This window comes from Mesorhizobium sp. (assembly GCF_004963255.1).
In the GTDB taxonomy this organism is placed as follows: Bacteria; Pseudomonadota; Alphaproteobacteria; order Rhizobiales; family Rhizobiaceae; genus Mesorhizobium.
In genome coordinates this window covers 312340-333186 of sequence record NZ_SUGA01000003.1, presented here as the reverse complement: position 1 = coordinate 333186, position 20847 = coordinate 312340, and the positions used below count along the sequence as shown (strand labels likewise).

Below are 20847 nucleotides of genomic sequence, written 5' to 3'. Positions count from 1 at the left end.
CGACCCCAGCCTATCCGGGGCCGGGAGCCTGACGTCTCATTGCCCGGCTGCCGAGATGAGCAACAGCGAACGCCCCAACCAGCTTTTCCGCAACCTGAACGCCAAGATCGCGTCGATCCCGATGATCCTGACGGCTCTGGTGGTGTTCGTCGGCGGCACGGCCTGGACGGTGCTCTATTCCTTCACCAACTCGAAGCTCCTGCCGCGGCTCAACTTCGTCGGGCTCGACCAGTATCACCGGCTCTGGTCGACATCGCGCTGGCTGGTCTCGATCGAGAACCTCTTGATCTATGGCGCGATCTCGCTGGTGTTCTCGCTGGTCATCGGCTTCCTGCTGGCGGCGCTTCTCGACCAGAAGATCCGCTTCGAGGACACGTTCCGCACCATCTTCCTCTATCCCTTCGCGCTGTCCTTCATCGTCACCGGGCTGGTCTGGCAGTGGCTGCTCAATCCGGACTTCGGCGTGCAGCGCGTCGTGCGCGACCTCGGCTGGACGAGCTTCAGCTTCGACCCGCTCTACGATTCCAGCATCGTCATCTACGGCATTTCAATCGCGGCGCTCTGGCAGGGCACGGGGCTCATCATGTGCCTGATGCTCGCAGGCCTGCGCGGCATAGACGAAGACATCTGGAAGGCGGCCAGGGTGGACGGCATCCCCGCCTGGAAGACCTATCTCTTCATCATCATCCCGATGATGCGGCCGGTCTTCATCACCACGCTGGTGATCATCGCCGCCGGCATCGTCAAGGTCTACGACCTCGTCGTGGCGCAGACCAGCGGCGGCCCCGGCATCGCCTCGGAAGTGCCGGCCAAATATGTCTATGACTACATGTTCTTCGCCCAGAATCTCGGTCAGGGCTTCGCCGCCTCGACCATGATGCTGCTTTCGGTGGTGATCGTCATCGTGCCCTGGGCCTATCTCGAATTCGGAGGCAAGAAGCATGGCTGACGTCGCCTCCCTGTCCCCAGGCGCCGAAGCGCTCAGGCGCGGTGCCGCCGGCCCCAGCGGCCCGAAGCCGCGGCATGTGCTGTCGCGCCGCAACATCTTCCTCTACGGCACGCTGATCGTCGTCGCGCTCTATTATCTTCTGCCGCTTTACGTGATGATCGTCACGTCGCTCAAGGGCATGCCCGAGATCCGCCTCGGCAACATCTTCTCGCCGCCGATGGAGATCACCTTCGAGCCTTGGGTGAAAGCCTGGGCGACGGCCTGCACCGGGCTCAATTGCGACGGGCTATCGCGCGGCTTCTGGAATTCGGTGCGCATCACCGTGCCGTCGGTGTTGCTCTCGATCGCGATCGCCTCGGTGAACGGCTACGCGCTGGCCAACTGGCGCTTCAAGGGCGCCGACACCTTCTTCATCATCCTGATCGTCGGCGCCTTCATCCCCTATCAGGTGATGATCTACCCGATCGTCATCATCCTGCGCGAGATCGGCATCTACGGCTCGCTGACCGGCCTGGTGATCGTGCATTCGATCTTCGGCATGCCGATCCTGACGCTGCTCTTCCGCAACTATTTCACCTCGATGCCGGAGGAGCTGTTCCGCGCCGCGCGCGTCGACGGCGCGGGCTTCTGGGGCATCTACCTGCGCATCATGCTGCCGATGTCGCTGCCGATCTTCGTCGTCGCCATCATCCTGCAGGTGACCGGCATCTGGAACGACTTCCTGTTCGGCGTCGTCTATACCCGTCCCGACACCTATCCGATGACGGTGCAGCTCAACAACATCGTCAATTCAGTGCAAGGCGTGAAGGAATACAACGTCAACATGGCCGCAACCATCCTGACGGGCCTTGTTCCGCTGATCGTCTATTTCGTTTCCGGCAAGCTCTTCGTGCGCGGCATTGCCGCCGGCGCGGTGAAAGGATGATGATGGACATCGCCAATCCCAGCGTTTCGATCCAGGATCTGTCGCTCAATTTCGGCGCCGTCTCGGTGCTGCAGACGCTCAACCTGGATGTCGCCGAGGGCGAGTTCATCGTGCTGCTCGGACCGTCCGGCTGCGGCAAGTCGACCTTGCTCAACTGCATCGCCGGCCTGCTCGACATTTCGGACGGGCGCATCTTCATCAAGGGCAAGAACGTCACCTGGGAAGAACCGAAGGATCGCGGCATCGGCATGGTGTTCCAGTCCTACGCGCTCTATCCGCAGATGACGGTGGAGAGGAACCTCTCCTTCGGCCTGCGTGTCGCCGGCGTGCCGAAGGACGAGATCGCCAGGCGCATCGCTCGCGCCGCCGAGATCCTGCAGATCGAGCCGCTATTGCAGCGCAAGCCCTCGGCGCTTTCGGGCGGCCAGCGCCAGCGCGTAGCGATCGGGCGGGCGCTGGTGCGTGACGTCGATGTCTTCCTGTTCGACGAGCCGCTCTCCAATCTCGACGCCAAGCTGCGTTCGGAACTGCGCGTCGAGATCAAGCTGCTGCACCGCCGCCTGCAGAACACGATGATCTACGTCACCCACGACCAGATCGAGGCGATGACGCTGGCCGATCGCATCGCGGTGATGAAGGGCGGCGTGATCCAGCAGCTCGATGCGCCGCAGACGATCTACAACCGCCCCGTCAACCGCTTCGTCGCCGGCTTCCTCGGTTCGCCGGCGATGAATTTCATCGATGGCAGGCTGGAGAAGGACGGCGGCGATTGGCACTTTGCCGTGGAGGATGTGCGCATCCCGCTTGCGACCTATGCCTTCGAGAAGGAGCCGGCGCCGGGTCCCGCGGTGTTCGGCATCCGGCCCGAGCATGTCGCCTTCAACAGCGGCACGGGCTGGCCCTTCGCCGCGACGGCCGATGTCGAGGTCGTGGAGCCGATGGGTTCCGATACGCTGGTGTGGCTGAAACTCGGCGGGCAGAACTTCACCGTGCGCGTCACCTCCGAACGCACGCCGAAGAACGGTGATCCGGTCAGCGTCGGCTTCGATCCGATGCGCGCCTCGCTCTTCGACGCTCAAACAGGCAACCGAATTTAATCTCCCAGGACCAACCGAACGGACAGGACAGATGAACTGGTCATTCCAACTCTACAGCGCCCGCAATTTCCAGCCATGGGACGGCGTGGTGAAGATGCTCGGCGAGCTCGGCTACAAACAAGTGGAGGGCTTCGGCGGCGTCTATGACGACCCGAAAGCCTTCCGCGCCGAGCTCGACAAGAACGGGCTGGCGATGCCGACCGGGCATTTCTCGATCGACGCGCTGGAAAACGACTTCGACGGCGTGCGCAAGATCGCCGACGCGCTCGGCATCACGCTGCTGGTCTGCCCCTATCTGATGCCCGACCAGCGTCCTTCCGACAGCGCCGGCTGGCGCGGTTTCGGCGAGCGCCTGGCCAAGGTGGGCGAGACGGCGAAGAAGGGCGGATACGGCTTTGCATGGCACAATCATGATTTCGAGTTCAAAGCCCTTGCCGACGGCTCGCTGCCGCAGGACCACATCCTGTCCGCCGCACCCGACATCGGCTGGGAAATGGACGTCGCCTGGGTGGTGCGCGGCGGCGCCGATCCTCTGCCCTGGATCGAAAAACACGGCAAGCGCATCGTCGCCGTGCACGTCAAGGATATCGCCAAGCCGGGCGAGGGGCTGGACGAGGACGGCTGGTCCGATGTCGGCCACGGCACGATCGACTGGGCAAGTCTTTTCAAGACATTGCGCGCCAAGAGCGCGGCGCAGTATTTCGTCATGGAACAGGACAACCCCAAGGACATCGAGCGTTATGCCCGGCGCTCGATCGCGACGGCCAAGAGCTGGCAGGAGTAATCGAAATGGCAGAGAAGCTTGGCGTCGGCGTCATCGGCTGCGGCAACATATCGAAGGCGTATTTCTCGCTGGCGCCGCTGTTCCGCGGCATCAAGATGCGCGCCTGCGCGGATATCAACATGGATGCGGCGAAGGCGCGGGCAAAGGAGTTCAAGCTGCGCGCCGAGACGGTCAACGACCTTCTCAAGGACGACGAGATCGACATCATCGTCAACCTGACGATCCCGGCTGTGCACTACGAAATCTCGAAAGCGGTGCTCGATGCCGGCAAGCATGTTTATTCCGAAAAGCCGTTCGTGCTGTCGATCGAGGAAGGACTAGATCTCAAGAAAAGGGCCGAGAAGAAGGGCCTGCGCATCGGTTCGGCGCCGGACACGTTCCTCGGCGGCGCGCACCAGCTGGCGCGCGAGCTGATCGACAGCGGCAAGCTCGGCAAGATCACCAGCGGCACCTGCCATGTGATGGGCCACGGCATGGAGCACTGGCATCCCAATCCGGACTTCTTCTTCCAGCCGGGCGCCGGTCCGGTGTTGGACATCGGACCTTACTACGTCACCAACCTGATCCAGCTGATCGGGCCGGTGAAACAGGTGGCAGCTTTCGCGACGACCCCGGCGAAGGAGCGTACGATCTCGTCGAAACCGAGGGCAGGCGAAAAAATCCCGGTCAACACGCCGACCACCATCCATGCGCTGCTCGAATTCGCCAACGGCGCGGTGATAACGCTCAACACCTCCTGGGACGTCTGGAGCCATGGCCACGCGCCGATGGAGCTCTATGGCGAGTTGGGCACCGTCTTCGTGCCGGATCCGAATTTTTTCGGCGGCGAGGTGCGCTTCACCGACGCGGCCAAGCCGGTGAAGAAGCTGCCGAAATGGAACCATCCGTTCGGCGTGCCGAACGAGATGCACGGCCAGGGCATGATGGCCAATTACCGCACCGCCGGCCTAGCCGACATGGCGATCGCGATCGCCGAAGGACGGCCGCACCGTTGCTCGATGGAGTTGGCGCTGCACGCCGTCGATGTGATGACCGGCATCCTGCGTTCCGGCGAAAGCGGCAAATACGTCGCCATGCAGACGAGCTGCGAGCGGCCGGCCGCGCTCGGCGTAAAGGACGCGAAGGCGCTGCTGGCCAAGAAAAACTAGGTGGCAACCCCTCTCCCCGTTTCGACGGGGAGAGGGTAGGGTTAGGGGCAAGCATCGATTCAATTCTGTTCAGCGGCGGTTGCCGCGTTGCCCCAATCCCGAGGTTTCCCATGCCCTATGTCGCCGCCGAGAACCGCTACGAAAAGATGATCTATAACCGCTGCGGCCGCTCCGGCCTGAAGCTGCCGGCGATCTCGCTCGGGCTGTGGCACAATTTCGGCAACGACACGCCGCACCGGACCAAGCAGGCGATCGTGCGCAAGGCCTTCGACCTCGGCATCACGCATTTCGACCTCGCCAACAATTACGGCCCGCCGCCCGGTTCGGCGGAAACCGCGTTCGGCGAGATCCTGCGCACCCATTTCGCCCCTTACCGCGACGAGATGATCATCTCGACCAAGGCGGGCTACGAGATGTGGGCCGGTCCTTACGGCGAATGGGGCAGCCGAAAATATGTGCTGGCGAGCCTCGACCAGAGCCTCAAGCGGATGGGGCTCGACTATGTCGACATCTTCTATTCGCACCGTTTCGATCCGGAGACGCCGCTGGAAGAGACGATGGGCGCGCTCGACCATGCGGTGCGCTCGGGCAAGGCGCTCTATGCCGGCATCTCGTCCTACAATTCGCAGCGCACGCGGGAAGCCGCCGACATATTGAAGCGCCTCGGCACCCCCTGCCTGATCCACCAGCCGAGCTATTCGATGCTCAACCGCTGGGTCGAGGAGGACGGGCTGCTCGACACGCTGGAGGGGCTGGGCATCGGCTCGATCGTCTTCTCGCCGCTGGCGCAAGGCATGCTGACCGACAAATATCTCGGCGGCATCCCCGAGGGCAGCCGCGCATCCCAGGGCAAGTCGCTCAGGCCGGCCTTCATCAACGACAAGTCGATTGCCAACATCAAGGCGCTCAACGCTATTGCCGCTCGCCGCGGCCAGACGCTGGCGCAGATGGCGCTGGCCTGGGTGCTGCGCAAGGGCCGCGTGACCACGGCCCTGATCGGCGCCAGCCGGCCGGAACAGGTCGAGGATTGCGTCGGCGCGCTCCAGGCGCTCGAGTTCTCCGATGCCGAGCTTGCCGAGATCGATACTTACGCGCGCGAGTCCGATATCAACCTGTGGGCGGCTTCGGCCGAACGTAAAGGGCCGCCGCGCAAGTAGCGGTTAGCCGGCGAACCATCTCGCCCGACCTGTGCCTCAAGAGACGCGCTGCGGAAACAGTGGCAAAATCACTCGTTCGTCGCTATCTCAAGGGAAATTGAAGTCCTTGGCATGCGGTCGCGCGTGCAAGCGTCGATTGGGCGAACAAGATGACGGCAAGAGATGCGCTGACCAAGAACCAGCTCTGCGTGCTCGAGAAGCTCGAGGCGTCCAGCGGGCCGCTCAGCGCCTATACGCTGCTCGACCAGTTGCGCGAGCGCGGGTTCCGCGCGCCGCTGCAGGTCTACCGGGCGCTCGACACGCTGGTGAAGTCGGGCTTCGTGCACCGTCTCGAAAGCCTCAACTCCTTCGTCGCCTGCGCCGAGCCGCATGATCACAGCCATTCCATGACCGCCTTCGCCATCTGCGACAATTGCGGCCAGGTGACCGAGATGTCCGACCACGATGTCGATCATCGGCTGGACGAATGGGTGCGCTCGACTGGATTCGCGGCCAAGAAGGCGGTGATCGAGTTTCGGGGGGTGTGTGCGAAGTGCAGGGCTGAGGCGGCGTAAGTACGCCGATATTCAGGTGAGGCCGGCTTGCAAATGGCGGCTTCCTGCGCTTCCGGTGCTCACGTACTTAAGTACGCTCCGCTCCGGTTCTCGGAACCCACCTTGTTTGGTCGCTTCGCGCGCGTCTTCGACTCCAGCTCGGCCTGACCTGAATCTCGACGCACTTACGGGCGCGGTGCGAGTTAATGCGCCTCGTCCCAATTGTTCGCCGCCCGGGCGTCGACATGCAGCGGCACCGACATCGAGACCGCCGGCATCGGCGCGTTTTCCATCACCTTGCGCACCACGGGAATGGTCGCTTCGACTTCAGCTTCCACCGTTTCGAAGATCAGCTCGTCATGCACCTGCAACAGCATGCGGGCGGATAGCTTCGCCTTCTCCAGCGCCTCCTCCATATGCACCATGGCGCGGCGGATGATGTCGGCGGCGGTGCCCTGCAGCCTGGCGTTGATCGAGGCGCGCTCGTTGAAGGCGCGGATCGACGGGTTGGAGGATCGTATCTCCGGATAATGGATGCGCCGGCCGAAGATGGTTTCCACGAAGCCATGCTCGCGCGCGTAGGCCTTGGTTTCTTCGATATAGTCGCGGATGCCGGGGAAGCGCTCGAAATAGCGCTTGATGTAGGCGCCGGCCTCGTCGCGCGGGATCGACAGTTGGTTGGCGAGGCCGAAGGCCGAGATGCCGTAGATGATGCCGAAATTGATCGCCTTGGCGCGCCGGCGCACCTCCGAAGGCATGCCCTCGACCGGCACGTTGAACATTTCCGACGCGGTGATGGCGTGGATGTCGGCGCCGTCGGCGAAGGCCTGCTTGAGCTGCGGGATCTCGGCGACATGGGCAAGCACGCGCAGCTCGATCTGGCTATAGTCGGCCGAGACCAGCTTGTGGCCCTTCTCGGCGATGAAAGCGGTCCTGATCTTGCGGCCCTCGGCGGTGCGCACGGGAATGTTCTGCAGGTTGGGATCGGAAGACGACAGCCGCCCTGTCGTGGTCGCGGCGAGCGCATATGAGGTATGCACGCGGTTGGTGCCGGGGTTGATGAAGCCGGGCAGGGCGTCGGTATAGGTCGACTTCAGCTTGGTGAGCTGGCGCCAGTCGACGATCTTGCGCGGCAGCTCATGGCCTTCGGCGGCGAGGTCTTCCAGAAGCTGCGCCGAGGTCGACCATTGCCCCGTCTTGGTCTTCGAGCCGCCCGGCAGGCCCATCTTGCCGAACAATATGTCGCCCAGCTGTTTGGGCGAGCCGATGTTGATGCGCTCGCCGACGATGCCGTAGATCTCTTCCTCGACGCGGGCGGCGCCCTGCGCCAACTCGCCCGACAGCCGCGACAGGATCTGCCGGTCGACCGAGATGCCGCGCTGCTCCATGCGGGCGAGCACCGGCACAAGCGGCCGTTCCAGCCGCTCGTAGACGGAAACGAGGCCCTTGGCGGCGAGCCGGGGCTTCAGCAATTGCCACAGCCGCAGCGCAAGATCGGCCTGCTCGCCGGCATAGGCGGTCGCACGCTCTATATCGACCTGGTCGAAGCCGATGGCGCTCTTGCCCGATCCGGCCAGTTCCTTTTTCGACGCCGGCGCGTGGCCGAGCCACTTCTCCGACAGCGAGGCGAGGTCGTGACCGCCCGATGTGCCGGCGTCCAGCACATAGGAGATGAGCATCGTGTCGTCGAACGGTCCGACCTCGATGCCGTGCCGGCTCATCACGACGATGTCGTATTTCATGTCCTGCACGATTTTCAGGACGGACCGGTCCTCGAGCAGCGGCTTGAGCAGCGCCAGCGCCTCGCGGACCGGGATCTGGTTCTCCAGCATGCCGCCGCCAAGCAGGTCGCCATTGCCGCTCCTGTGGGCAAGCGGCACATAGACGGCCCGGCCTGGCGCGATCGCCATGGACAGGCCGATGAGATCGGCCTGCATCGGGTCGGACGAGCTGGTCTCGGCGTCGAAGGCGAGGATGCCGGCCTCGCGGGCCTCGGCGATCCAGGCTTTCAGCGCGGCCGTGTCGCGGATCGCGCCATAGGCTGAAGGATCGATCTTGCTCGCCGAGGCTTGTTCCAGCCGCAGCGCCGAGAGGAGCGATGGGGTGTCGCCCTGCGGCGGCGCGTCCTCGCCCCTCGTGGCCGGCGCGGCGGGTTTCGCTTCGCCGTTTGATTGAGGCACTGCCTGCCTTGGCGGCGCGCCGGCGCCGACATCGGGGCCGTGCGCGGCATCGGCGCGCTCGACGATGACGGCGGAAGCCTGGACGTCGCCGATCTCGGTGGCGGTCGCCTCGGCGACGCGTCGCGTCAGTGTGGTGAATTCCATGGTCTTCAGGAAGCCGATCAGCTTCGGGCCGTCCGGCGCGTGCAGCACCAGGTCGTCCAGTCCCTCCTTCAGCGGCACGTCATTCTTCAGCGTCACCAGCTGACGGGAGATGCGGGCCTTGTCGGCATTGGCGATGATCGTCTCGCGCCGCTTGTCTTGCTTGATCTCGGAGGCACGCGCCAGCAGCCCGTCAAGGTCGCCGAACTGTTCCAGCAGCTGCGCCGCGGTCTTCGGGCCGATACCGGGCACGCCCGGAACGTTGTCGACCGAGTCGCCGGTGAGCGCCTGCAGGTCGATCATCTTTTCCGGCGACACGCCCCATTTCTCGATCACTTCGGGAATGCCGATCTGGCGGTCCTTCATCGGGTCGTACATGCCGACCGTCGGGCCGACCAGCTGCATCAAGTCCTTGTCGGAGGAGATGATGGTGGTGTCGGCGCCGACCTCGCAGGCGAGCCGGCAATAAGTTGCGATGATGTCGTCGGCCTCGAAACCCTCCATCTCGATGCAGGGCAGGTTGAAGGCCACGGTCGCCTGGCGGATCAGCCCGAATTGCGGGATCAGGTCTTCCGGCGGCGCCGAGCGGTTCGCCTTGTATTCCGGGTAGAGATCGCTGCGGAACGTCTTCGAGGAATAGTCGAAAATGACGGCGAAATGCGTCGGCACGATGCCTACATTCGTGTTGCGGGCGTCCTGCATCAGCTTCCAAACCATGTTGCAGAAGCCAAGCACGGCGCTGGTCGGCAGGCCGTCGGATTTGCGGTTGAGCGGCGGCAGCGCGTGATAGGCGCGGAAAATGTAGCCGGAGCCGTCGACGAGGAAGAGGTGATCGCCTTTTTTCATGCCGGCAGGGATAGCGCGGCAAGCCTTCGCGGTCCATGCCAAAGGCTGAGGAACCCACCGCTTCGGGCAACACCCCTGACACATCCTGTCCAGGCGGAAATTTGGGCGCTCACGGGCATGTTACAAAAGTGTAATTTTCATGCCCTTGAATCGCCACGTTCACAGACCCAAATACACGTCATCGGCAGTTTTCGCCGAAGTCCGGAGCAAGGCCCGTCCCCCGCCTATCCCGGGCAAACTGCGGCAGCCTATCCCCCCTCTCCGGGCTGCCGCATCGTTTCGAGTAAAGACCGCCGTGGTTCCCCCTCCACCACGGCGGTCTTCTTTTATGTTGCGGCAGCGATTGCCCGGGGTGGTCCAACAATCACGGCTTTTCGTTTTCGGCGTGGCCCTTTAGGGTCTGGCGAAAATCGAAAGGCAAAAAGCATGTCCAGAATCTCCCCCGTCCTTGAGCGTCTCGACCAGAATCTCGATCAGAGCCTGGAGCGGCTGTTCGGCCTGCTCGGCATCAAGTCGATCTCCACCGATCCGGCCTTCGCCGCCGACTGCCGCAAGGGCGCCGAATGGCTGGTCGCCGAGCTCAAGCTGATCGGATTCGACGCGAGTGTGCGCGACACGCCCGGACATCCCATGGTGGTGGCGCATCACGAGGGGCCGGCAGGCGCACCGCATGTCCTGTTCTACGGCCACTACGACGTCCAGCCGGTCGATCCGATCGAATTGTGGGACACCGACCCGTTCGCGCCGTCGATCAAGGAGATCGAGCCTGGACGCAAGGTGATCACCGGCCGGGGCTCGGCCGACGACAAGGGGCAGTTGATGACCTTCGTCGAGGCCTGCCGCGCCTGGAAGCAGGTGCACGGCAATCTGCCGTGCCGCGTCACCATCCTGTTCGAGGGCGAGGAGGAATCCGGCTCGCCGTCGCTGAAGCCGTTCCTGGAAGCCAACGCCGCCGAGTTGAAGGCGGATTTCGCGCTGGTCTGCGACACCAGCATGTGGAACCGCGAGACGCCGTCGATCTGCGTGTCGCTGCGCGGCATGGTCGGCGAGGAGGTCACCGTTAAGGCGGCCAGCCGCGACCTGCATTCGGGCCTCTATGGCGGCCCGGCCGCCAACCCGATCCGCATCCTGGCCAAGGTGCTGGCCGACGTTCACGACAAGGATGGTCATGTCACCATCCCGGGCTTTTATAACGGCGTCGAGGAGACGCCCAGCCAAGTGCTGAAATCCTGGGAAGGCCTTGGCGAGACCGCCGAGACCTTCCTCGGACCGGTCGGCCTCTCCATCCCGGCCGGCGAAAAGGGGCGCTCAGTGCTCGAAATGACCTGGGCAAGGCCGACGGCGGAATTCAACGGCATCGTCGGCGGCTATACCGGCAAGGGGTTCAAGACGGTGATCGCGGCGGAAGCTTCGGCGAAAGTGTCATTCCGGCTGGTCCACAAGCAGGACCCGAAGAAGATCCGCGCCGCCTTCCAAGCTTTCGTGCGCGAGCGCATTCCCGGTGACTGCTCGGTCGAATTTCATCCGCATGGCGGCTCGCCGGCGATCCAGCTTTCCTACGACTCGCCGTTCCTGGCCAAGGCCAAGGACGCGCTGTCCGACGAATGGGACAAGCAGGCTATCACCACCGGCGGTGGCGGCTCCATCCCCGTGGTCGGTGATTTCCAGACCTATCTAGGCATGGAATCGCTGCTGGTCGGTTTCGGCCTCGACGACGACCGCATCCACTCGCCGAACGAGAAATACGAACTGACCTCCTTCCACAAGGGACAGCGGTCCTGGGCGCGCATCCTCGATGCTCTGACCCGGTGAGGCGGAAATCGCGCAAAGATGTGAGATTCAACTTTCTGTTGATTTTTCTCCGGATCGCGGCGAGGACGAATGACCAGCGCAACGCGCCGCTGCTGCTGACGCATCCGAAGCGATGCGCGGCGCCGCGGGCCGCGATCCGGAGAAGAGAATGACCGATATCCGTTTCCACAAGAACGACCTGCCCGACCTCACCCGCTACAATGTCGGGGCGGTGGCCATCGACACGGAAACGCTGGGCTTGAACCCGCATCGCGATCGGCTCTGCGTTGTGCAGATCTCGCCCGGCGACGGCAGCGCCGACGTCATCCAGATCGCGCCCGGCCAGAAGAAAGCGCCGAATCTCGTCAGCCTGCTTCGCAACCGCGCGATCACCAAGCTGTTCCATTACGGCCGTTTCGATATCGCCGTGCTCTACAATGCCTTCGGCGTGATGGCGGAGCCGGTGTTCTGCACCAAGATCGCCTCGCGGCTCGTCCGCACCTACACAGACCGCCACGGGCTGAAGGATCTGTGCAACGAATTGCTCGGCATCGGCCTGTCCAAGGCGCAGCAATCCTCGGACTGGGCAGCGGAAACGCTCTCGCCCGAACAGCTCGACTATGCCGCCTCCGATGTGCTCTATCTGCACCGTCTGCGCGAGGTGCTGGCGGCGCGCCTGGCGCGCGAAAACCGCACCAAGGAGGCGGACGCATGCTTCCGCTTCCTGCCGACGCGCGCCAAGCTCGACCTGATGGGCTGGGCCGAGGAAGATATCTTCGCGCATAGCTGACGGAACCCGGCGCGGCGGCGGGCGTTCTTGCCGGTTCGGCCGGTTCACGGAGCGGGCCGGTTCGTGGAGGGAGTGAGATGGCAGAGCGCAAACCGATAGAAAGCGCACCGAAGGACGGCTCGAGAGTCACCATCCTGTGGAAGGACGGCGACGGCGTCGTCAACGAATCCGTCGGCCAGTATCGCGATGGCGGCTGGTGGGTCTACACCGACAGCGACACGCAAAAGAGGGTCGATCCGACGAGCTGGCGTCCGGCATCGGGTGACGACGACGAATGAAGCTGGCGCTGGCGAGGCTGGCCGCTTTCCAATAGGTTCCATCCGTCGCAGTCGGATGGCCGATTCGGGGTGCGTGTGGCTTCGTTGGTCCTCCGCTCACGGAGGGATTGGCAATGGGAATTGAAAGCCTGCTCGTTTTCATCATCATCGGCGCGATCGCCGGCTGGCTTGCCGGCCTGATCGTCAAGGGTTTCGGCTTCGGACTGGTCGGCAACATCGTCGTCGGCATCGTCGGCGCCCTGATTGCCGGCTGGATATTCCCAAGGCTTGGCTTTGCCGTGGGCGGCGGGATCCTTGCCGCGATCATCCACGCCATGATCGGCGCAGTGGTCCTGCTGGTGCTGATCAAGCTGGTGAAACAGGCCTGATCTTCCAGCAGGCACAGGGGGCGAGCCGTGAAGCAGAACATGCTCTATGTCATCATCGGCGCTCTCGTGGTCGTCGTCATTGCGCTCGGCGTCTATGTCTATCGCGAGCAGACCAGGCCGAAAGGCGTCGAGCTCAAGATCGACGACAAAGGCATTTCGATCCAGCAGAACTGATCACGGTGGCCAGCCGCCGGCGCCGTGAGGAGCCAGACTGGCTCTGCGAGACGAACATTGCGCCAGGATTCCGGTCGGAGATACGGGGGCTGCGCGGGCTGGCCGTGGCCTTTGAGCAATGCGCGCTGTGGCCAAGGCGGCGAGACTTTGAGCACCCATCCATTCGCAATGGTGCGGCGTCCAGCAGGGTGGTCGACCTGATCTCGAACCGGACCACGCGAGAGTTGAATGTTGAAAACCAAGGGTTTCCGACAGGCTGCATAAACACTGCTTTAACCCGCTCCATCTAGTCTGCAACCCTAACGCCAATAGCGCCGGAGCAGGCAAGGAAGAGCCATGGCGAACCGCAGGGACAATCGCATCGAACCGAGCTTCGGGCGCCCACTGCGCGCGATGTAAGGTCGGGATCGCCCCGAGTTGGTGGCCGGCAAGGCGCGGGGGCGCGTGATCTAAAGATGAAGTCCTCGACCGGAGAATACTATCCAGCGCTGGATCATATCCGTGGCTTGGCGGCCTTTCTGGTCTTCACTTTTCACTTCCTCCATGCATCTCCGGACGGGCCGGTCGCCTATGGCTTCGTGCCGGCTCTACCCTTGTTCAGCATCCTGGACGAAGGGCACACCGGCGTCTCGTTGTTCATGGCGCTTTCCGGCTACCTTTTTGCCAAGCTTCTTGACGGCAAGCAGGTCAGATATCTGCCGTTCTTCGCCAACAGGGCGCTCAGGCTGCTGCCCCTTTTGTTCGCCGTGATTTGCATCGAGGCTTGCCGCAGATATCTGGCAGGGGAGGACCTCGGCACGTATTTCACCGATGTCGGCAAGGGGGTGGTTTTCCCCACGCTTCCCAATGGCGGCTGGTCGGTCACCGTCGAAGCTCATTTCTACCTGTTGCTGCCATTCCTGCTGATGGCGTCCAGGCGATTCCAGTTTGCCCCGTTGCTGTTCATTGCTGCAGCCATTTTGCTGAGGCTCGCTTTGTATGTGCAGTTCGGCGAGGTGCAGTGGGCAGCGTACTGGACAATCATAGGGCATGCGGACCAGTTCCTTGCCGGCATTCTTGCCTTCCACGTTCGCGCCTGTGCGAAGGGCAGGCACTGGCTGGCGCTGGCCGTTCTTGCGTCATTTTCGGGGTTCTTTTGGTGGTTCGACGCGGCGGGCGGGTTCTACCATCTGGGGCCCCGCTCGGCGCCGCCCTGGATATGGGTGATCCTGCCCACCCTGGAGGCTGCCGCCTACGCCCTCGGGATCGCCTACTATGACACGACCTTCGCCAAGGAGCGAACGAGCCTGCCCTTCAGGATCATGGAGAAGGCCGGATCATACAGTTATTCGATCTACCTGCTGCACCTGTTCTTCGTGCACGAGCTCGCCGCGTTCATCGACGACAACATCATGGACGTCAGCAATTTCTACGTCGCATGCCTCTGGTCCATGGCGTGCTTCGTGGCAACCATCCCAGTCGGTTATCTCAGCTATTCCTGCATCGAAGCGCCGTTCCTGCGCCTGCGTCTTCGATATGTCGTGCCGGCTGCCGCTGATCCGATCCCGGTCAGAGCCAGGCCCGCCGCGGCAGTTTCCCAGCCGGGCTGACGGTGCAAATGAGGCTGCGGCAAGGCGAGGCTTCGCCCCGAGGCGGGCCTCTTTCATTTTGCCGGCAAGACGATCGGCATCGCCGCGCCGCGCGGAACGACGAGCACGCCGAGTGGGCGTGCGCGGCCGCGGATGTCGATCTCGCGCGCCTCGGCGCCGGGGAGCTCCAGGCCCGAAAGCCGCACCGCCGCTTCCGAGACGACGATCTCCGCCTCGAATTCCTTCGCCGCCGCCTCCAGCCGGCTGCCGATGTTGACGGTGTCGCCGATCGCGGTCACGTTCATGACCGCGCCGTAGCCCATCGAGCCGACGATCGCCTGGCCGACATGGATGCCGATCGCGACATTGATGGTGGCGCGCAGTTCCTCGGCGAGGTCGTTGCTGAGGCTGCGAACTCCCTCGACGATGGCGCTGGCGGCGGAAAGCGCGTTGCGGCATGCCTCGCCGGGCGTGGTCTCCAGCCCGAACAGCGCCATGGCGCCGTCGCCGACGAACTTGTCGAGGCGGCCGCCTGAGCTTTCTACGGCGCGGCCGATCACGCTGAAATAGCGGTTGAGCAGGAAGACCACGTCGAACGGCAGACGCTGGTCGGCCATCGCGGTGAAGCCGCGCATATCACAGAACATCACCGCCACGACCTTCTCGTGGCCGGGATCGTTGGCGGTTGTGGCGTGCGGGCTTTCCGCCGTGACCGGCGGCGACAGCAGCGGCGCGACGCGAAGATTGCCGCGCGGCCTGAGCTGGCAGGCGAGCCGCACGTCGCCGTCAGCCGCGATGCGGCGCAAGGGTCGCCGCTTCGATCGGACCGGGCTCCGGCTGCTCGGAAAGGCCGTCAAGCACGCGAATGCGGCAGGTCGAGCAGCGCCCGCGCCCGCCGCACACGGCATAATGCGCGATGCCGGCCAGCCGGCTGGCATCGAGCACGCTGTAGCCGCGGGGAACGCGCACCTTGCGCCCGCCGGCATAGCGCACCTCAACCAGGTTGCGCCGCTCGATGCGGTCGCGAACGATGCGCGCCGCCAGCACCAGGACGATCAGTCCCGCAAAGCCGGCATAGATGCTGTTGTCGATGCGGTCCTTGGTTGCCAATGCCCGGTCGAGAAGGGTTGGCTCGATGGCCTGCGACTGCGGCGGTCCCATCGCCGAGACCTCCTTTCCGGCGCTGGCGAAGCCGAGCAGGGCCAGGACCGGAACCAGCACCGCCAGGACCAGCAGGGCCGAAGCGGTGCGAGGATACCACTGACGATAGCGCAGCCAGAAGTGGAGGCCGAGGCAGCCATGTGCCCAGATCACGACCACCGCGATCGCCTGCCGCACCCCGACCTTTGGGCTCAGGATCCATAGCGAGCGCACCACGAACTCGTAAGTGTCGTTGGCATCATAAAGGGCGTGCATGGCACGCGTGCCGACCACGTGTTCCACAATCAGCACTGGAATGGCGAGCCCGAGCAGTATCTGCGCCCACTCCCGCACCGGCATGGTCAGCGTGCGGCGCTGGTAGAGCGCTAGCAGCGAAAGAGCAAGATGCGTGGCGACTGCGCCGTAAAGGAGCAGAGTGCCGGCCGGGTTGCGCCAGAGCAGCAGGAACGTCTCGCGTCCCCTATCCGCTGCTTCAAGCGAGATCAGGAGCAACACATGGTTCAGGAAATGCAGCGTCACGAACGCCATAAGCACAAGGCCCGACAACAGTCGTGCGTTGCGCAGCCACGCGTCCGGCAGCCATCCTGGCGGCGCTGCTGGAACCTGCAATTGGCTCATTTCCGGTGCCTCGAACGATTCGCTGACCAAGACACGCCGGCAATAACGCCTTCCGGTCAAGATTTGCCGGCGGCGACAATCAGTCAATCAGCCTTGGCGCCTGCCATTCCACGATGTGGTGATGCGTACGCGAAATCGGGTCCCGATCACGCCATCGCGGGGCATTTGATTTTCAATCGCTTCGATTTTTCCCCACTTAACGCGCCTTTAAACCGCCGCATCTACTCTTCAACCCGAACGCCATCGGTACCGGGGACAGACAGCTAGAGCGCATGGCGAACCGCAGAGACAGCCGCATCGAACCGAGCTTCGAGGAATCGCCGCGTGCGAAATCCTCCGAGGGCTTTTCGGTGAGCGAGGAGGATCGCGTCGTGCCGCGCACCCGCAAATCCGCTGCAAAGGGCAAATCCGCCAAGGCGAAATCACGCGGGCGTGGCCGCGACCGCAATCGGCGCGGGCTGCTCGGCATTGCCACCCGCCTGTTCTACTGGTGCTTCGTGCTCTGCATCTGGGGCGGTATCGCGGCGGCCGGCGTCGTCGTCTATTACGGCGCCAAGATGCCAGCGGCGACGACATGGTCGGTTCCCGATCGCGCGCCCAACATCAAGATCGTCTCGGTCGATGGCGCGCTGATCGCCAATCGCGGCGCGTCGGGCGGCGAAGCCGTCGGCCTGCACGAGATGTCGCCCTATATCCCGGAGGCTGTCGTCGCCATCGAGGACCGCCGCTTCTATTCGCATTTCGGCATCGACCCGATCGGCCTGTCGCGCGCCATGGTCACCAACCTCATCGGCGGGCATTTCTCGCAGGGCGGCTCGACGCTGACGCAGCAGCTGGCCAAGAACCTGTTCCTGACGCCGGACCGCACGCTGGAGCGCAAGGTCCAGGAAGTGCTGCTGGCGCTCTGGCTCGAGCACAAGCACACGAAAGACCAGATCCTCGAAATGTATCTCAACCGGGTCTATTTCGGCTCGGGCGCCTATGGCGTCGAGGCGGCCTCGCGGCGCTATTTCGGCAAGAGCGCGCGCGACGTGTCGCTTTCGGAGGCAGCCCTGCTGGCAGGCCTGCTCAAGGCGCCGTCGAAGCTTTCGCCAGCGCGCGACCCGAAGGCGGCCGAGGAGCGGGCGCAGCTCGTGCTCGCGGCCATGCGCGAGACCGGCAAGATCAGCGACAAGGAATACAAGACGGCGCTGAGCGCGCCGGCGACGCGCGCGCCGTCCTATTGGACCGGCTCGGAGAACTATGTCGCCGACACGGTGATGGACGAGCTTCCCGACCTCATCGGCGACGTGCGCGGCGACATCGTCATCGACACCACGGTCGACCTCAACCTGCAGAAGCTCGCCGAACAGTCGATCCGCCGGCTGATCGACGAGAGAGGCAAGAAGCTCAACGTCACCCAAGGGGCGCTGGTGTCGATCGACGATTCCGGCGCGGTGCGCGCCATGGTCGGCGGCTATGATTATTCGACCAGCCAGTTCGACCGCGCCTCGGAAGCGCGCCGGCAGCCGGGCTCGGCCTTCAAGCCCTTCGTCTACATGGCGGCGCTGGAGGCCGGCCGCACCCCGGACAGCATCCGCAACGATGCGCCGATCAAGATAGGCAAATGGACGCCCGATAATTACGGCGGCAAATATTACGGCAAGGTCACACTGGCGACGGCGCTCGCCAAGTCACTCAACTCGGTGGCGGCGCAGCTCACCATGGAGGTCGGACCCGACGCCGTGGTCGAGGCCGCGCATCGCATGGGCATCCAGTCCGACCTGCAGGCCAACACCTCGATCGCGCTCGGCACCTCGGAAGTGACGCCGCTGGAACTGACCTCGGCCTATGTGCCATTCGCCAATGGCGGCTACAAGCCGGACATCCACTTCATCCAGCGCATCACCACCGCCAACGGCAAGGTGCTCTACGAGGGAACCACCGGCAGCGCGCCGCGCGTCATCAAGGCCGATATCGTCGGCATGATGAACTCGATGATGACCGGCACGGTCGAGGTCGGCACCGCCAAGAAGGCGGCCTTCAACTGGCCTTCGGCCGGCAAGACCGGCACCAGCCAGAACTCGCGCGACGCCTGGTTCGTCGGCTACACCGCCAATCTCACCACCGGCGTGTGGTTCGGCAATGACGACGGCAGCCCAATGAAGAAGGTCACCGGCGGCGCGCTCCCGGCGCAGGCCTGGCACGAATTCATGGTGGCCGCGCATGAAGGCGTGCCCGTGCGGCCGCTGCCCGGCACCTGGAAGTCGACGCCGTCCGACACGATCGTGCCGGACGAGATCCCGTCGGCGGATGCCTCGCAGCCGCCCGCGCCGCCGGCGGCCGTCGGCCAGTCGCAGCCTGCCGTCCCATCGCAGCCTGTCGCCCAGGTGCCCGCGCGCCAAGCGCGTCCTGCCCAGACGGTCGATGCCGATGGCTTCGACATGCCTAGCGACAGCGGATCGACCGCCTCGATCAAGCATCCGGTGCCGCCCGGCGATGTCGGCGGTCCGAAGAAAAGGCGGCAGACCTCGATCCTCGATATCCTCGGCGGCGGGTAGAGCGGCAACTTCGCCTCTCGCAATGCCAAGCGCCTTCGGCTACATGTCCGGCCGGAGACAAAGCCATGGCCGACACCGACAGCAGAAAAACCATCGTGCTCACCGGCGCCAGCCGTGGCATCGGCCATGCGACGGTGAAGCGCTTTTCGCGCGAGGGCTGGCGCGTCATCACCTGCTCGCGCCAGGCTTTCGCCGAGGACTGCCCTTGGCCGGCCGGCCCCGAGGACCACATCAAGGTCGATCTCGCCGACCAGGAGGACGTCGGCATCGCCATCTCGGAAATACGCCACCGGCTCGAGGCGCATGGCGGACAGCTGCACGCGCTGGTCAACAATGCCGGCATCTCGCCGAAGCTGAAGGACGGCAGCCGGATGAATTCGATCGAGACGCCGATGCATGTCTGGCGCGACGTCTTCCAGGTCAATTTCTTCGCGCCGATCATGCTGGCGAGAGGCCTGTTCAAGGAGCTCGCCGCCGCCAAGGGCTCGATCGTCAACGTCACCTCGATTGCCGGCACCCGCGTGCATCCGTTCGCCGGCACCGCCTATGCGACGTCGAAGGCGGCGCTCGGCTCGCTGACGCGCGAGATGGCGCATGATTTCGGCCCGCACGGCATCCGCGTCAACGCCATCGCGCCGGGCGAGATCGACACCGCGATCCTGTCGCCAGGCACGGACAGAATAGTCGAGACGATCCCGCTGAGAAGGCTGGGCGCCACGTCGGAAGTGGCGGACATCATCTACTTCCTGTGCTCCGGCCAGTCGTCCTACGTGACCGGCTCGGAAATCCACATCAATGGCGGCCAGCACGTCTGACGTGGCTGATTTCAAGCCACGGTGAGGACGGCCTTGCCGCTGAAGCTGCGCTGTCTGAGCGCGTCCAGGGCCTGTCCGATGTCCATCCACGGCACGGTCATGGCCACGCGGGTTACCAGCCTGCCGGCCGCGACTAAGTCAAGCAGCCAGGCGATGTCAGTGCCGATGGCCGAACCGGACGTGTAATAGGCGAAGGTCTGCAGCCTGGCGCCTTCGTGGCCCGGAACGAACTGACGGAACCCGATCGGCGTGAGCTCGCCGCTGCTCGACCCGAACATGACGATCGTTCCACCCGGGGCGACGCGCTCGATGGCATGCGTCAGGCTTTCGCCGCCGACGGATTCTGTGATCAGCGAAAACGGTCCCTCGGCCAGTTCGATCGACTCGACGACTTGTCCGGCGCCTAGATCGCGAAGGTCACCGTGATGCCGGACCGAGGCGATCGCCGTCACCGAGGCGCCTTGCTCGCGGGCGATCTGGATCTGAAAGCGGCCGACAGCGCCGCTTGCGCCGGTGATCAGGATCCGCTGGCCGGCGAGATCGCCACCATGGCGCAAAGTCCTCAGCGCCGTCGTGCCCGCGACCGGAAGCGTGGTGGCGGAGGCGAAGCTGACACCGTCCGGTATGACGGCGAGACGATCGGTCGGAACGGCGACACGTTGAGCCCAGCCGGCCTGGTCGACCAAGGCCGCGACGCGCGTGCCCGCTGCCGGGCCTGAGCCGTCGGCCGCCGCGCGTTCCACGATGCCGACGATGTCCTGGCCGGGGATCCAGCCGTCGGGGCGGATGGCGAGCAGACGCAACTCGCCACGATTCAAAGATGTCGAATGAACTGCCACCAATGCTTCATTTGCATTGCAGTTTGGCTCGTCGACCTCGGCGAGCTTCAGCCGGTTGGAACTGTCGGCAGAAATACAGAGTGCGAGCATTGGCCACCTTTGAAATTGACGTCTGAGACGCGATCGATTGCGACGATATCGGCGC

General features: G+C 64.1%; 17 protein-coding genes and 1 pseudogene. 15 read left to right on the top strand and 3 right to left on the bottom strand.

Annotation, left to right across the window (positions count from 1 at the left end; translation table 11 throughout):
• The first annotated feature begins 55 nt into the window (after positions 1-55).
• From E5X34_RS06400 to E5X34_RS06370, 7 genes are all read left to right on the top strand, one after another.
• Positions 56-949 carry a sugar ABC transporter permease gene (locus E5X34_RS06400; RefSeq protein WP_292562312.1) on the top strand — a complete coding sequence of 298 codons (894 nt, stop codon included), beginning with the start codon at positions 56-58 and terminating at the stop codon, positions 947-949.
• The gene (locus tag E5X34_RS06395; RefSeq protein WP_127304355.1) at positions 942-1874 is read left to right on the top strand and encodes a carbohydrate ABC transporter permease; all 933 of its coding nucleotides are present in this window, start codon (positions 942-944) and stop codon (positions 1872-1874) included. Before E5X34_RS06400 ends, E5X34_RS06395 begins: the two co-directional genes overlap by 8 nt.
• Positions 1874-2971, top strand: coding sequence for a sn-glycerol-3-phosphate ABC transporter ATP-binding protein UgpC (gene ugpC, locus E5X34_RS06390; RefSeq protein WP_292562386.1), 1098 nt, complete (start codon positions 1874-1876; stop codon positions 2969-2971). Before E5X34_RS06395 ends, ugpC begins: the two co-directional genes overlap by 1 nt.
• Before the next feature lie 31 nt (positions 2972-3002).
• Positions 3003-3755, top strand: a complete 753-nt coding sequence (locus E5X34_RS06385) for a sugar phosphate isomerase/epimerase (protein WP_292562310.1) — start codon at positions 3003-3005, stop codon at positions 3753-3755.
• 5 nt (positions 3756-3760) lie between these two features.
• Positions 3761-4903, top strand: coding sequence for a Gfo/Idh/MocA family oxidoreductase (locus E5X34_RS06380; protein WP_292562308.1), 1143 nt, complete (start codon positions 3761-3763; stop codon positions 4901-4903).
• A gap of 110 nt (positions 4904-5013) precedes the next feature.
• A complete protein-coding gene (gene mgrA / locus E5X34_RS06375; RefSeq protein ID WP_292562306.1) occupies positions 5014-6060 on the top strand; it encodes an L-glyceraldehyde 3-phosphate reductase in 1047 nt (348 codons plus the stop codon).
• A 149-nt stretch (positions 6061-6209) separates the two neighbouring features.
• A complete protein-coding gene (locus E5X34_RS06370) occupies positions 6210-6614 on the top strand; it encodes a Fur family transcriptional regulator (RefSeq protein WP_041003614.1) in 405 nt (134 codons plus the stop codon).
• A gap of 182 nt (positions 6615-6796) precedes the next feature.
• On the opposite strand, the gene polA is transcribed toward E5X34_RS06370, so the two are convergent.
• Positions 6797-9760, bottom strand: coding sequence for a DNA polymerase I (polA, locus tag E5X34_RS06365; protein WP_292562304.1), 2964 nt, complete (start codon positions 9758-9760; stop codon positions 6797-6799).
• Positions 9761-10186: 426 nt separating this feature from the next.
• Between polA and E5X34_RS06360 the strand changes: the two genes are divergently transcribed.
• The 6 genes from E5X34_RS06360 (at position 10187) to E5X34_RS06335 (ending at position 14750) form a co-directional block, all read left to right on the top strand.
• A complete protein-coding gene (locus E5X34_RS06360) occupies positions 10187-11572 on the top strand; it encodes a M20/M25/M40 family metallo-hydrolase (protein ID WP_292562302.1) in 1386 nt (461 codons plus the stop codon).
• A gap of 148 nt (positions 11573-11720) precedes the next feature.
• Positions 11721-12341: a ribonuclease D gene (locus tag E5X34_RS06355; protein WP_042640864.1), complete on the top strand. Its 621-nt coding sequence runs from the start codon at positions 11721-11723 to the stop codon at positions 12339-12341.
• A gap of 77 nt (positions 12342-12418) precedes the next feature.
• Positions 12419-12619, top strand: a complete 201-nt coding sequence (locus E5X34_RS06350; RefSeq protein ID WP_292562299.1) for a hypothetical protein — start codon at positions 12419-12421, stop codon at positions 12617-12619.
• Between the two features lie 113 nt (positions 12620-12732).
• The gene (locus E5X34_RS06345; protein WP_292562298.1) at positions 12733-12987 is read left to right on the top strand and encodes a GlsB/YeaQ/YmgE family stress response membrane protein; all 255 of its coding nucleotides are present in this window, start codon (positions 12733-12735) and stop codon (positions 12985-12987) included.
• A 27-nt stretch (positions 12988-13014) separates the two neighbouring features.
• Positions 13015-13161 (top strand): hypothetical protein, encoded by a 147-nt coding sequence (locus E5X34_RS06340; RefSeq protein WP_126064347.1) that lies wholly within the window; start codon positions 13015-13017, stop codon positions 13159-13161.
• A gap of 455 nt (positions 13162-13616) precedes the next feature.
• A complete protein-coding gene (locus tag E5X34_RS06335; RefSeq protein ID WP_292562296.1) occupies positions 13617-14750 on the top strand; it encodes an acyltransferase in 1134 nt (377 codons plus the stop codon).
• 53 nt (positions 14751-14803) lie between these two features.
• Here E5X34_RS06335 and E5X34_RS06330 read toward each other — a convergent pair.
• Positions 14804-16508 (bottom strand): annotated as a pseudogene (locus tag E5X34_RS06330) (adenylate/guanylate cyclase domain-containing protein).
• A gap of 272 nt (positions 16509-16780) precedes the next feature.
• Here E5X34_RS06330 and E5X34_RS06325 point away from each other — a divergent pair.
• The gene (locus E5X34_RS06325) at positions 16781-19048 is read left to right on the top strand and encodes a transglycosylase domain-containing protein (protein WP_292562294.1); all 2268 of its coding nucleotides are present in this window, start codon (positions 16781-16783) and stop codon (positions 19046-19048) included.
• A 65-nt stretch (positions 19049-19113) separates the two neighbouring features.
• Positions 19114-19863, top strand: coding sequence for an SDR family oxidoreductase (locus E5X34_RS06320; protein WP_127868358.1), 750 nt, complete (start codon positions 19114-19116; stop codon positions 19861-19863).
• Positions 19864-19874: 11 nt separating this feature from the next.
• On the opposite strand, the gene E5X34_RS06315 is transcribed toward E5X34_RS06320, so the two are convergent.
• Entirely contained in the window at positions 19875-20792 is a 918-nt protein-coding gene (locus E5X34_RS06315) for a zinc-binding dehydrogenase (RefSeq protein ID WP_292562292.1), read from the bottom strand.
• Positions 20793-20847 lie beyond the last annotated feature (55 nt).